We start from the raw sequence: 16,352 nt of genomic DNA, 5'->3' as shown, positions 1-16,352 counted from the left end.
CTGAAGTGTAAGTAAAAACAAATAGAATGATTATGAAAAAACCTACTATTTTAAGAACGCTGATTTTTGCTTTGGCTTTGTTATTAAATTTTGTATCCTACTCGCAAAATTTGATAGCATTTAATGCAAAAATTAATCATGAAGGAAATAAAAACTTATTCCTTCAGGCGAATAATCAATTTATTAATAAAATTGGTTTTACTGCGAAAAGTGATACTGTTGCTAAGGGATTAGCGGCTGCTATTACGCATCCGGTTATTAAGTATGCTACAGGTACTTATGCTGGTACAGTTGCAGAATGTCCTATTGACGGAAGTTTTCTCCCAAAATTATTTTTGTGTGGAGATAACGACTCAAGATTAATCCAGACAACTATTGCCAATGCTACCAAAATTGTATGGCAACGACGTACAGGAGGATGTACCCCTATTAGTAACGGAAACTGTCCGAATGTAGCTGCGAACTGTTCTTGGGCAGGTGTTGCAGAGGGAGCAGATTATAATGCAAATAGTGCGGGTGAATTTAGAGTAATCATTAGATTTTCAGATAATACTGAAAGCACATTTTATTTTAATGTTTATAAAACAGAAGTAGATCCGACAGGAATTATAAAAAGTGATATAATTACCGGTAGCACTGCTTGTGTTATTCCCGGTAAAATTATGGCTGTAAGTTTTCCTACAGGTTCCGGGTATGAGTATAGTTTTACGACAAACCCTACGCCTAATACATGGCAGGACAGTAATACTTTTGAAACTACTACTCCAGATACTTATAATGTATTTATGAGATTGAAAGGTATTACGGGTGGCTGTATTTATAGTGTCAAAAATATAGTAGTTAGCAGATTCAGGCTTTCTACTTCACTAGCGGCGACACAACCTGGTTGTGTTGGTCAAAAGGGGAGTATTAAAGTTACCGCGAATGGTGTTAACAATGATTATACTTATGCAATATTCAAAAACCCAAGTAATACTGCACTTACTACTACACCAACTAAATCTGTTCCTGAACATGAATTTACAGGTTTGGATGCCGGTACTTATACTGTAGTAACAACGATAAAGGGAACTAATTGTAACGTTACAGATACTCAGACAACTACCATTACAGCAGCAAACCAGCTAAATAATACATCTTATATTTCTACTTCATTAAGCTCATGTAATACAGGAGTTATTCAGGGTAGAGCTAATGGAGGAGCTGGAGGAACTTACCGTTATTTTGTAAATTACAACAATACGGGTTTCGTTGACGTTCCAACTACAAGAGTTATTGTAGACAAAGCAGGAACTTATATAATGCGTGTTGAGGATTTAAATGGCTGTACTGCCGATTTAACAATTAACGTAAGTGGAAACAATGTAGTAAAGCCGGTATATAGTGTTGATACTGCCCTTAGTGGAAATTGTAATCCAACGGGAACTATTACTGTAAACGTGACCAATACAAATGGTTATGCGTATATAGAATATAGTAAAGACAATGGTACAACTTGGCAGAGTAGTAACGTTTTTTCAAATTTGCCTGCCGGAGATTATAATATTACTGTAAGATATAAAGTACGTAATAGAGATGACTGGTGTACAGATGCTTTTACTACAAAAACAATTGGTACAACAACTGCGTTAACTGCTTCGGCTGGTGTTGCGGCATTACCAGGTTGTCGTACAGGTGATGACCTAGGAATTGTAAGAATTACAAATCCACAAGGAGGGACACCTCCTTACGAATACTTTTTCAGTAATGCAGCTGTTAATCATAATGGATGGTCGACATATAACGAAGGTTATCTAGCTGCCGGAGGACCATATACTGTGCGTATTAGAGATTCAAAAGGTTGTACTTATGACATGACCGGTATTACAATCGATACTAAACCAACTCCTCCTAGTATTACTTACGGACCCTTGGTTTACAATTGTGATGGTACAGGTTCACAAACAGTTAGTATAAATAATGGTGCAGGTGATCCAAGATATAATTTTACTTATTATCTGGATGGGAATCCTAATCCTAATACTGCAAATCCAAATGTGTTCTTAAATATTCCTACAGGAACACATATCATTTCTGTTGATTATAATGTAAAGTCTGCTTCTACATATAGCAATTTATTAGATGAAAGTTTTGGAAGCGGTGCAAACACAACTTCACCAGGTATTAATACTTTCTATTATTGTTTTGAAAGACAATTAGCAAACCAACCAGCTACATGGTGTAATGGTGCTTATGCGATAAATGACGGAGATTATTCTGTTACAAGTTCTATAAATCAAGCAGCAACGAATGGTTGGAATTGGAGATATCCAATAGACCATACTTCAGGAACGGCAGCTTTGCAAGGTAGATTCCTTGCTGTTAATATTGGTGACCAGATACCGGTAACCACTATTTTGTATGAAAAACAAATTAATGATGTGATTCCAAATCAGCCTATCATGTTTGAGTTTTATGCAATGAACTTGATGATGCCTAATGCTGGTAAAGCAGATGCTAACTTAAGAATTGCTTTGGTTGACGCCAGTGGAACAGAAATATCCTGGTTCGCTACAGGAAATATTCCAAGATCGAGCTCAGGGAATGATTGGAAAAAATATCCACAAACAGCTATTACTCTTGATCCGGGAAATAATACTTCATTGCGACTTATTGTTCGTTCAAATGTACAGGCAACAGAAGGTAATGACGTTGCTATAGATGATATTAAAGTATTTCAGGTGCCAAGGGTATGTGGAGCACAATTTCAATATCAGGTAACCGTTACTCCACCACCGCCATTTATTCCTCATATTCAAAATTTAAAAGGAGAATCATGTGCTGGTGCGGGAGACGGATCTTTTGAAATTTTTGGAGAGAATTTTACAGGAGAATTTTATTATTCTATAAATAATCAGGAACCATTCATAAGATCGACTGTTAATCCAGTTAAAATTGGACCGTTAGCAGCTGCTACATATAGTGTTAGAGTTCGTCGTGATCCAACTTCACAAGGTTGTGATTTTGATATTCCTACTACAATTACTGCGCCGGCAAAATTTACAATAGACGCAACTGCGACGGTAGCTACTTGTAATACTACGTCTGTAGTTACAGCTATTATCGGCGGAGGAACTGCACCTTATAATATTTCACTTACGAGAGTTTCAGATGGAAAAGTTTTCCCTTTTGTTCTGGATTCTGACGGTAAGTACAAAGTAAAGGATACTGACATTACTCCTGGATCTTATAAAGTTTCCGGAGTTGATGGAGGTCCTTGTTCAGCCAGTAAAGCAACCGATTTAATAATTAGCGGTTCAACACCTCCTACTGTTACTATTGAATCAACTTCAAATTTATGTTTTAATGAAACTGCAGGTGCTGACATTGTGGTTAGGATTGCAGGTGGAAAAGGTCCATTTAGTTATAGAGTAAAACTTAACCCAGGTACTTATGGAGCCTGGAGTACAACTTTTGCAGGACCTACTTTTACTCATCATGTTACTACATCAGGCACCTATGATTTTGAAATCATGGATGCTAACAGTTGTTCGGCTCAGGTAATAAGCCAACAAATTGATCCAAAATTAACAGCGAAAAGTGCTGTTACAACTTCAATAAGCTGTAAAGCAACTGGTACAGATGCAATTATTCAGGTAACAATAACCGGAGGTACTGCACCATATACTTATGTTATTAAAAACAGTTTAGGTACAGTTTTACCTGGTGGAGGAACTACTACAAATCCTATCTTTACTTATTCTACTGGTATTTCAGATACATATACTTTTGAAATTCAGGATGCTAATAAATGTCCAATTTCAATTACTCAAAAAGTTAATGCATTAGTGGCGGTAACAGCTGAATCGAAAACACATGATGCTAAATGTATCGGGCAGCCAAATGGTTCTGTTGATCTTGAAGGATTAACTGGTACTGCACCTTTTACATTTCAGTTTAATGGTACAGGCGCTTTTACAAGTACTACTCATTATGATGGTTTAGCAGGTTCTGCTGCCGGTACTGATTATAGCTTCACTGTTAAAGATGCTAATGATTGTGTTAGAACTTATACATTTAAAATTTTCGAGCCAGCTATTATAGAAGGTGTAGCAACTATAGCTCCAACATATAATTGCGAGCAACCGGCAACAATTACAGTTTCTGGAGTTAAAGGAGGAACGCCTGCCTATAAATATACCTTATTAAAAGACGGTGTTATAGTAGCAGGACCCCAGGATGGTGCTGTGTTTAGTAACATAACTGTTGCAGGTGTTTATACTGTAACTATTTCTGATGCTAACTCTTGTAGTCAAACTATAGCTGCAGGAACAATCAACGCATTGAACCCTCCTACGGGAATGACAATTACTACTACTACAGCTGCAACTTGTCCTACTAATAAAGGAAGCGTTACGATAACAAATGTTGTAAATGCTGCAGGTGTTGCAGTACCAACTGCAGGTTTAGAATACAGAATCTCATTACCAGCGTCTGCTACAACTGCATTCCAGTCAAGCAATGTGTTTAACGGTCTTGATGCAAATGTTTTATATACTTTTGAAGTAAGAGATGCTAATAAATGTATTACTTCTAAAACTCATACTATTGCGCTACCAGCTACTTTTAGTGTTGGCGGTACTCCAAAAAATATTACTTGTTTTGGACTTTCAGATGGTTCGATTACATGGACAGTTACAGGTATTGCAACTGGAGGAAATTACAGTTATATAGTAGATTCCGGAGCAGTTCAAACAGGAACTTCAACAGGAAATCCATTTACCATTGTTAGTCCGTCTTTAGCGGCAGGATCTCATAGTATTACTGTAACAAGTACAACTACAAATTGTCCTGTAACTGCAAATGCAACTGTTGGTGGTCCAACGGCTGCTTTAGCTTTAAACCCTCCAACTCTTACACATGTTACTTGTTTGGTAAAAGGGACAGCAGAAATAAATGCTGTAAATGGTACAGGAACTTATACCTATACAGTTACGCCAACTGCTCCGGCAGGTACAGCAATAGTTCAGGCTAATAATAACTTGTTCACTAATTTAGGAGCAGGAACATATAGTGTATCTGTAACTGATTTAGGAGGATGTACTTTTGCAGGACAAAGTTTTACAATTAATGATAAAGTATTGCCTCTAGCACAAATTAGTGCGACATCTGATTTTTGTGCAGATGGTGGAGCTACTTTAATAGCTGAGCCAGTTACAGCGCCACAGCCAAATTATGAATACAGCATTAACGGTGGCACTAATTACTTTGCGTCAGGAACTTTCGCAGGATTAACTCCTGGAAATTATACTATTATAGTTAGAGATAAAGTAACAGGGTGTACAACATCTTTAACAGCACAGACAATTGCAGCTCAAGTTGCGGCAAATGCTCAGATTACAAAGGACTTAGATTGTACAACAACTACACCAACGTCTGCGAATGCTATTATAAAAGTTGATATTTCTAGTGGTTATCCTGATTATAGATATAGAGTAAATACTACAGGTGCTCCATTTAGCGGAGCTTATACAACTGTTGGAGCAGGTTTAGTTACTTTCAACTATTCAGCTGCAACGGCTGCTACTTATTATTTTGAAATTACTGACAGCAAAGGTTGTACAACAGTAGTTTCAAGAACTGTAGATGCAAAAGTATTACCTGATTTTACAGCAGAACCGGATCATGTACTTTGTAAAGGTGCGTCTACTGGAAGTATTACTGTAAACGGTATTCCTTCTACAGGGACTTATGAATATATTTTGAAACCAATTTCTCCGGCAGGTGCAACAGTAACTCAAACTACTAATAAATTTGAGAATCTGCCTGCAGGATCATATGAAATCACAATTGTTGATGCTAAAAAATGTGTATCGGCGCCTAAAACAGTTAGTATTAATGAACCAACAAATGGTTTAAGTGCTACTGCAGCTGTTACAACTAAATTAACATGTGATGCATCAAATACTGCTCAGTCTGCTACAATTACTGTAACTGCAACTGGCGGAACGCCGTTTGCAGGTGTAAACCCATACAGATATAGTTATAACGGTCAGACTCCGGTTACTTCAAACACTTATACTACTACAACAGCCGGTACAGTTACTATTGTTGTAACTGATGCAAGCAACTGTCCATTTACAGTTCCTGCAGGAGTAGTGATTGACGCTTTAAACCCGCCAACAAACCTTGTTATAACTCCGTCTAATGCTATTACTTGTAAAGCAGCAGAATTAGATGCAGATTTAACTTTAACATTTACAAATGGTGTTTCGCCATTTAAATATGAAATTACATCTCCTTCAGCGCCTGCTGTTACTAATATTGCAGGACGTTCATATACATTTACAAATTTAGCAGTAGGTAATTATTCATTTAAAGTTACCGATGCTAATAATTGTACAATTACTGGAGATTATGAAATAAAAGCAGTTACTCCAATTACTGTTTCAGGTTCAATAGTTTCGGCTATTACTTGTAACGGACTTTCTAATGGTGCTATTAAATTTGCTGTTGGAGGAAATTCAACAGGATTTACATACGTTTTAAGAAATGCTGCTAATGCAGTTATCCCTGGTGGAACAGCAACAGCAACAGAAGTTAATTTCACGGGATTACCAGTGGGAGTTTATACGCTTACCGTTACTAACCCAGCTACAGGATGTTCTGCTCCGGCTTCAGTAACGCTTACTGCTCCGGCAGCTATTAATATTACAAGTGCATCCGGAACAAAAGTATTCTGTACCGAAGCAAACACAACAATTACAGTTACTGCATCAGGAGGAACAGTTCCATTAAGTTATGCGGTTGTAAAAACTGGAGTTACTCCAGTTGCTGCAAATTATAACACGACTGGAGTTTTCACAAAAGACACTAGTGTAGATGGTTTAACTTATGATGTTTATGTTTCAGATGGCAATAGCTGTCCTGCTACAAGTACTGTAACTATTATCAGAAATGCTGAGCCAACAATAAATCCTGTTGTGGCTGCACAATGTTATTCTGGTGCTTCATTTACGGTTACAATTACCGGAAGTGTTTATAACGGTTTAGCAAATGCTCAATTTGGCCTTAACGGTGCTTATAACACAAATCAGGTTAAGACAATTACAGGTCCTGGTATTTATACTTTAGGTATAAAAGATGACAATGGTTGCGAAAAAACAACAACTATTGAAGTTAATGATCAATTAACTCTTGAAGCTAAATTGACTAAAGACCTTACTTGTCCTACTACGCCTCCAACTGCAACAGCAGCTCAAATTAATTTGTCAGCAAGTGGTGGAGACGGAACTTATGCTTATGCTTACAGAATTGCTCCATCGCCAACTTATATTGCAATTCCAGGTGCTGTATTTAATCCTACAGTTGCTGGTCAATACTTCTTTAGAGTTACATCAGACGGATGTTCTGCAGTATCTACAGTTGCTGTTGACGTAACTAGTCCTGTATTACCTGTAATTACTGGTATTACACAAACACAGTTTATAAAATGTAACGGAGATGAAACAGCTGCAATTAGTATTACAATTGATAATACTAAAGGAGTTGCACCATTTGTATTTAATGTACAAAGAACAGCGCCAACTGCATTTAATTATGGCACACAAACATCAGGATTAGCTGCCGGTACTTATACTGTTACAGTTACAGATGGTAAAGGTTGTGTTGATACTGAAAATATTACAATTAGTGCTCCTCTTCCAATTGATTTTAGCTTAGCTAAAGTTGATATTACTTGTAACAACCCGGGAGGTTCTAGTCTTGGAGAAGTTACAGTTCAGGGTATTGTTGGAGGAACAGCACCTTTTAAATATTTTATTTCAAACAATTTTGGAGATGTTATTGCAGGTAACCCGTATGTGGCGACTGCAAGAGAAAATCATACATTTACTGTTATTAACTATGGTATTTATACCGTAAATGTTGTTGATGCCAATGGTTGTGCTTTATCTAAAAACATTACTATAGCATCACCTCCTTCAGATTTAATAATTAATGTAGCGGTAACGCCTTCAGATTGTATTAACGGTGGTACTGCGAGAGTATCAGTTGTTGCTCCTGTTGGAAGTCACAATTATCAGTTTGGTTTATTAGAAACTAATGTTTCACCATATACAACAACTTGGTATCCGGCTGATGCAGGTTTCCCTGATCAAAAAACGTTTACTAATCTTGTTCCGGGTGTTACTTATACTTTTGTGGTACATGATTTAACTACAGATTGTTATTATGTAAAAGCAGCTGATGCTCCTATTGCACCAGCCTCGCCTATGACATCTGTTATTACACCTGTAAATGTAACTTGTACAGGCGCAAATGATGGAAAGGTAACTTTTACTCTTACTAATTTTGACGCTACAACTACTTCGGTAACATACCAAATATTTAAAGCACTTACTGCTAATTCACCAGTTGGGCCAGCTATAACAGCTCCGGTAACTTTTGGTACGCCATTAGTAGTAACATACCCATCACCGGGTACATTACTTCCGGGACGTTATTATGTACAATTTATTGAAAATGGTACAGGTTCTTATAACGGATGTAAATCTGCTTCAGCAGCATTTGACATTAAAGAATCTTCAGTTGAATTATCAGCTAAAGGATATGTGATTAAAAATGCAAATTGCGATAATTTAGGAGTAATTAATGTTGAAGGTAAAGATGGTACAGCACCATACGTTTATCAGGTAACTACATCTGCTACTGCTCCGGCTATAACAGATACTTGGGAAACTTCGCCTAATTTTGACAGAGCAGGAAGTTTAGCAGGAATTACGTATTATGTTTATGTAAAAGATGCAAATAACTGTATCAGAACAGATAACGTTATTTTACGTATGGATCCGGATCCAGTATTCGCACTTTCTGTTCCAAACAGATGTGCTGTAGAAGGTTCATTCACAGTAAACGTAACAGTTACAGATGCAACGCCTACAATGGCACCATATTCTGTGAGTGTTAACGGAGGTAATTTTATAAACTTTACAGGATTAACTTATCCAGCTACAGGTCTTAATTCTGGTGAACAAACTATTATTATTCAAAATAAAAATGGTTGTAAAACAGAACATAAAATAACGATTAACCCAACTCCGCTTGCAACAGCAGCGGTTACTAAAATTCTGGATTGTTCAGTAACAGGAAATGCTGTTGCAGATGCCATTATTAGAGTTACAATTACAAAAGGTACAGCACCATATTCATACAGTGTGAAAAAAGGTACTGCTGCTTACGGTACAGCAACAGCTTTGGGAGCAGGGGTAACATTCTTTGATTATCCGGTTGCTTCTGCAGATGCTGATACTTATACTTTTAGAATTACAGATGCTAATAGCTGTCCGGTTGAAACTAATTCGGTAATTATAGCGCCAATCGTGCCTATCGTACCAGATTATAAACCAACGCAGCCTTTATGTTATTTAGGAAATGGAACTATCGAATTATCTGCAATTGGAGGAAAAACTCCATATACTTATAACTTTAATAATTTAGGTTTCTCAAATACAACAATTTATACTGTTGCTGCAGGAACATATCCTTACATTATTAAAGATGCCCTTGGTTGTGAAGTTACAGGTTCTGCAATTTTAGGTCAGCCATCAGAAGTAGTTGCTACAACGCCAGTAATTACTCCATTTACTTGTGGTACAGGTAATGTTGGTCAGAGTGCTACAGTTGTTTTAGGAGCAACAGGAGGTTCTGGAGGTTATGAATATAGTTTTAATAATAGTGCTTTCAGTACAACAACTACTTATACTGTTATTGATACCCAAGTAGATCACTTAAATATACCTTACAGCGTAAGAGATAAAAATGGTTGTACAAAATCAGGTACAATAAATATTTATAAACTTGATCCGCCAATTAATTTTGATATGGCTCAAACAGCTACAATTACTTGTGCTGTAACGACTACAACGGTTAACATTTCGAATGTAAGAAACTCAGCAGGTGTAATTGCGGTTCCGCCGGCAGTACTTACTTATCAAATAGTTTCTCCGGTAGCTTCAATTGTTGATAATGGTTCAAATCCATCATTTACAAATCTTGGGCCTGGTACTTATGTATTCCAGGTAACTGATGCAGCAACTAGCTGTATTAAACAATTGTCTTATGAAATTAAAGACGTTACTAAGATCAATATCGTTAAACAATCTATAGATGACATTACTTGTCTTAATGCAAATGATGGAAAAGCAAGTTTTGTTGTAACAGGTTTTGGAACAGGTGTTGGTACTTATAACTATGTACTTGATACTAATCCAGCAGTTACAGGTCAAACAGCTGCTACGATCAATTTGACATTGTTAACTCCGGGTAATCATAGAATTACTGTTCAGGACGATGAAACACAATGTTCAGCGTTTGTAGATTTCAGAATTGAAACTCCAACTTTAGCTTTAGCTATTGATAAAGTGGTTACACCACTTGGTTGTACAACTAAAGGAGCAGTAAAAGTTACTGCACAAAACGGATGGGGCGATTATTTATTCTCATTAACACTTCCGGGTGGTGCGGTTATTACTAATACAACAGGAGTTTTTGATGGTCTTGTTTCAGTAGGAGCTTATGCTATATCTGTAAAAGATGCTAAAGGTTGTGTGGCTACAGATTCATTTAATTTGGTAACACCAATCAATCCGGTAGCGACAATAGCTGCATCATCAGTATATTGTTATACTTCAGGGGCAAAATCTACTTTAGTAGTAACGGCTTCATCAACATCTCCGTTTATTTTACCGGGTGATGTATACGAATACAGTATCAACAACGGTCAATCATGGCAGTTATCAAATACATTCAATAATTTAAATCCAGGTCAGTATAATATTACTGTAAGAGATAAATTTGGATGTACTGCAACAGCAGTAAACACAACAATTACAGGAGAACTTTTTGCTTCGGCAGAGAAAAAGAAAGATATTTTCTGTACAGGTGTTATTGATGGTACAATTAGAATTAGTGCAATAGGAGGTTATCCTACATATAGCTATACAGTAACAAAAGATGGAGTTTTAGATCCAACTGTTATACCGTTTGCTAATGCTGGTTACTCAGATTATACAGTTACTGATCCAGGTAGTTATGTGTTTACTGTAACAGATACAAGAACTTGTTCTGATGTTACAATTGCAGTAGATATGGTTAGTCCAACTATTCCGGTATTTACTACAACGCCAACTTCTCCATTCTGTTCAAGCACACCAGTTGTTCAGGGTAATGTTGGTAACGGAACTATTTTAGTGAATTTAGATCCGGTTAATAATAATCCTCCGTATACTTATACACTTATCAGAACAGCTCCAACAGCGGGAACATTAGTATCTCAGGGTACACCTTTATTTACAGACTTAATTGCAGGAACTTATAATATTACTGTAATTTCAGACAGAGGTTGTTCAATATTGCAAACTGTTGTTTTAGATCCTGCAACTCCGGTTGTGGCCGATGCTACTGCTGCTGGTTTCGCTTGTACGCCTGATACTAATTCAATTAAAGAAACAATTGTTACAGTAACAGCTACGGGTGGAAAAGGAACAGGTTTATTATCAGATTATAGATATAGTGACGGTACAATTTGGTATGAAACAAATACATTTAAAGTATTTGATACAGGATCAGTTCAAAACCTCACTTATTATGTTAAAGATTTGAATGGATGTACAGATGATGTTCAGGTTATAATCAATCCATTCCCTAAATTAATTTCAGCTGAAGCTAATTTATTAGTAGCAGCAGATTGCCCAAATAGTGGAGTAGAAACTGTAAAAGTTGATATCGTTGGCGGAACAGGTAGTTTTGCTTATCAGGTTTCTGTAGATGGTGGCGCTTATAGCACACCGGCAACAACAATTGCTACAGGATCAACATTCAATTACCCGGCTCCGGCAGGTCATTCATATCAATTCAAAATTACAGATACAGTTACTTTATGTACTGTCTTTACAGATGTTCATGAAGTGCCATTATACAACATCATGGTAGTAAATGCAACTCCATCTGCAATGGTAAGCTGTAAAGGATTTACTGACGGAAGTATCACAATTAATATAGAAAAATACACAGGTACTTATGACTACAGAGTTCTTCTTGCAGGAGTTTCGGTAGCTTCAGGAACTGGTATTAATGCTGCAACTACTAATCCGTTTACAATTACAGGATTAGGAGAAGGAGTAGATTATGAGGTTGAAATCACTCAAATCGGATATCCTAGATGTGTTGTATTATCAAATAAAGTGACAATTACAGCGCCTACGGTATTAGATATTTCAGGAATTGTTATTGCAAACGTAAATCAAAATTGTAACACTGCGGGTGCAGTACTTACAATAGACGAAAGCAGCATTCACGGTGGTACACCAGGATATTCATATTTATTCTTACCAGCAGGATCGCCAATTCCGGCATTTGCAGATTATAAACCAACAAAAACGGCGACAATTGCAACAACGCAAATTTCCCCATTGTTTGATTCTATCGATGTTTATATAAAAGATAGTCAAAATTGTTACACTGTTAAAACAGTAAACATTTCGCTTGATCCAATGCCAACAATTACGAATGTTGATGTTGTAAGTCAATGTTACAATGCAGCAGGATATACACTTCAGGTTGCAGCAACAGGACTTCCTCAATTACAATATAGTATAGATGGTCAAACATGGCAAAACGACCCTGAGTTTATTGTAGCTAATCCAGGTGACTACACAGTTACTGTAATGGACAAAAACGGTTGTAAAGTTACAGCTCTTGTACCGTTTACTATTTTAGAGCCATTAGCAGCATATCCGGAAGTAACTATTGTACCGCTATGCAAAAATCCAAACGGAGAAATTACAATACACGCTTCTGGTGGTACGGTAAATCCTGCCAACAGTTATGTGTATACAATAGACAACTGGGCTACACAACAGGTTACTAATAACTTCCCTGGTTTAGCACCTGGTGATTACACATTCAGAGTAAGAGATAATGTTACTTTATGTGAAATTGAAGTTAAGGGAAGTATTACATTCCCTGCTGATATTGATGGATTCATTGCAACACCTTCACCAGTAACATGTTTTGGTGACTCAAATGGTAGCATAAAAATTACGTTATCTGATAAAAACACCGACCCTGTTTATACTTATAGTATACTAGGAGCAACTGTTAATATAGTAGATTCGTTATCACCAGAGTTCAATAATTTACCAGCCGGTGATTATACAGTATCTGTAAAATCTGGTAGAGGATGTTCTGCATCAATTACAACAGTTACGGTTGGTACGCCAAATCCTATTACTGTACCTGTAAGCAATACACAATATACTTGTGCTGCAGGAGACAACATCAATAGCAATGCAACAATTACTGTTGGTACAGTATTGGGTGGATCAGGAAATTATGTAAGATATGTATTCTTGAGAGATGGTACAGAAGTTATGTACGACGGACCTTCGAATGTATACGCAGAGTTAGACCATAAAGGTGGGTCGTATACTGTAACAGTTTATGACGACAAATTCTGTGAAGGAACAAGTACAACGCCAATAGATATTATACCGTTTACAACACTTACCGGAATGACGTTTGATACTAAAGTAACAAAAACATGTGATGTAGACGAAACAGTTCAGGTTGATGTTCAATGGACAGGAGCAACAGCACCAACATTACAGTATACATTAACTGGAGCACTTAATACAGTAATTCCACCGGTAACAAACAATTCTGGATTATTTACAGGTTTAGGAATTGGTGATTATTTAATTACAGTTCTTAATACAGATACAAATTGTTCAATTGCAAGAGATTATAAAGTAATCGATCCGAATTCGTTCGAATTTAAAGTTACTAAAACGAGAACAGATATCTGTTTTGGCCAAGCTGATGGAAGTGTTGAGTTAACTATGGTTGACAACAGACCGACTCCAGATGATGAAGCAGGTATATTTAATTATACTATTACTGGTCCAATGAATTTTGCCGGTCAAAGTAGTGGAATTACTTTACCATTAACAGGTTTAATTGCTGGTAGATATAATGTTGTTGCAACACTAAGAGACGATCCTAAATGTGATGTAAAAACTAGTTTTGAGATAACTCAACCGACTACAGAATTAAAAATTGATGTTGATCACACAAGAGTTACTTGTGCATCAGGAAACAGTGATGGTACTATTACCATAACTGCAACTGGCGGATGGGGAGAAGGTACATACATATACGAATTGTATGATGGTACAACTACTGTAACATCTGAAGATGGAATTTTTGTAAACTTAGGTGTAGGAAATTACATTGTAAGCGCAAGAGACAGTAAAGATTGTAAAGTTTCAGAACCTGTTGACTTGGTTATTCCACCAGCAATTACATTTAATGCTACACCAACTAGTACTGTTGTAACATGTTATGGAGATAATAGCGGTATCATTACAATAAGTAATGTTGCAGGAGGTAAAGGTTCAGACTATGTTTATACTTTAACTTATACAAGTCCTGAAGGTGATGTTACAACACTAGGTCCTCAGCCTAATCCTGTATTTAATGGATTAAAAGCAGGAACTTATACAGTTACTGTTGAAGATGCATTTAGCTGTAGTGCGACATTAGCTACAACTATCACTTTGACAAATCCGACTAAAATTGAGGCAACTCTTTCTCAGGACAAAGGACTTACTTGTTTTACAGATGCAGATCTTAAATTAACGGTTATTGGAGGTACAGGACCATACACATATAGTGTAGACGGAAATACATACAGTACTCCTGCTTTCGCTTCAGAAACGATTATTTCTGCTCCTGTAGGTTACCATATTTATTATGTAATGGACAGTTTAGGTTGTGTGGTACAATCAAACGGTATAACTGTAGAGCCATTAACACCTCTGTCAATAGAAGTAGATGCAGCAAACGCACATGTTAATTGTAAAGGTGACTTTAGCGGATTAATAAATGCAATTGCAAACGGAGGTTTAGGTGATTACCAATACTCACTAGTAGATAATAGCACAAACCTGGAAGTAAGAGCTGCACAAGCTGATGGTATTTTTGCTAACCTTGCAAAAGGATTCTATACAGTTCATGTGAAGAGTGGTCTTGACTGTGAAATAAGCAAAATTGTAGAAATAACAGAAACAGAAGACGCTTTAATAGCACCATTTGAGAAATTTGATGCTAAGTGTTATTTAGAAAATAATGGTAGAATTGTTGTAACAGCATCTGGAGGTAAAGGCGCTATTAAATATGCAATTAGCCCTCACTTAGATCAATTTGTTGACAGCGGTACATTCAATGATTTAGCTGCTGGTGATTATACAGTAATTGCTCAGGATATATTAGGTTGTCACGTTATTCATAACATAACAATTTTACAGCCTGAAGTATTACGTGTTAGTGAAATCCCTAACTCTATGATACCAGAAGTTTGTGAAGGTGATAAAGATGGAGCTTTTGGAGTAGTAATCGCTGGAGGAACTGCACCATATTTTGCAAGCCTTGACAATAGAGACGGAACTTATGCTCCTGTTACCGGAACTGAACAATATTACACAGGTCTTGTAGGAGGTATGCATACAGTATATGTGAGAGATACAAATGGTTGTACGTTTGAATTGGAGATAGACATGCCAGAATCGGTAGCTCTTAAACCAACAGTAGAAATAAACTACGATTGCGTAAACAATGCTCAGGCTAATTTTGTTAAAGTTGATCCAGGTTTTGAAGATGAATCTCAATTAGATTATTCTCTTGATGGAGGAGCAATCCAACCAGGTAATACCTTTACAAATGTGCCGGCAGGTGATCACACTATTACAGTGAGACATACAAATGGATGTCCGGCAGAGGTTAAATTTAAAATTAATCCATATACTGCCTTAGGTGCTGTTAAAGCTACAGGTCAGCAAGAGATGAATATCATTTCTGTTACCGCTTCGGGTGGAGCTCCGGCTTACGAATACAGTTTCAATGGAGAGCCATTTACATCATCTAACAAATACAAAATCTACAAATCTGGAGATTATAAAGTAATAGTTAGAGATCAAAACGGTTGTACGTTTGAGCTTATCGTTCCTGCTATTTATGTAGATGTTTGTCTTGACAATTACTTTACTCCAAACGGAGATGGTGTTTATGACAATTGGGGTCCTGGTTGTACAAATATTTACAACAACCTTGAGTTCTCAATCTTCGACAGATACGGTCGTGTAATTGCGAAATACCACTACGGTCAAAAATGGGATGGTAGATATAACGGAGAGGAATTACCTTCTGGTGATTACTGGTATGTTCTTAAACTAAATGACGAGAAAGACAATAGAGAGTTTGTTGGACATTTCACTTTATACAGATAACAAATTAGAGCCCCAAATTATGTTATCTAA

The 16,352-nt window shown here is 36.8% G+C and carries 1 protein-coding gene; it reads left to right on the top strand.

Annotated features, from left to right (window positions below):
• Positions 1 to 32 precede the first annotated feature (32 nt).
• Positions 33 to 16,322, top strand: coding sequence for a T9SS type B sorting domain-containing protein (locus BUE22_RS07355; RefSeq protein WP_073394416.1), 16,290 nt, complete (start codon positions 33 to 35; stop codon positions 16,320 to 16,322).
• The last annotated feature ends 30 nt before the right edge of the window (positions 16,323 to 16,352 follow it).

The organism is Flavobacterium pectinovorum, assembly GCF_900142715.1.
Lineage (GTDB): Bacteria > Bacteroidota > Bacteroidia > Flavobacteriales > Flavobacteriaceae > Flavobacterium > Flavobacterium pectinovorum.
Note: the sequence above shows the minus strand (reverse complement) of the source record. Positions and strands in the feature narration are given on the sequence as shown.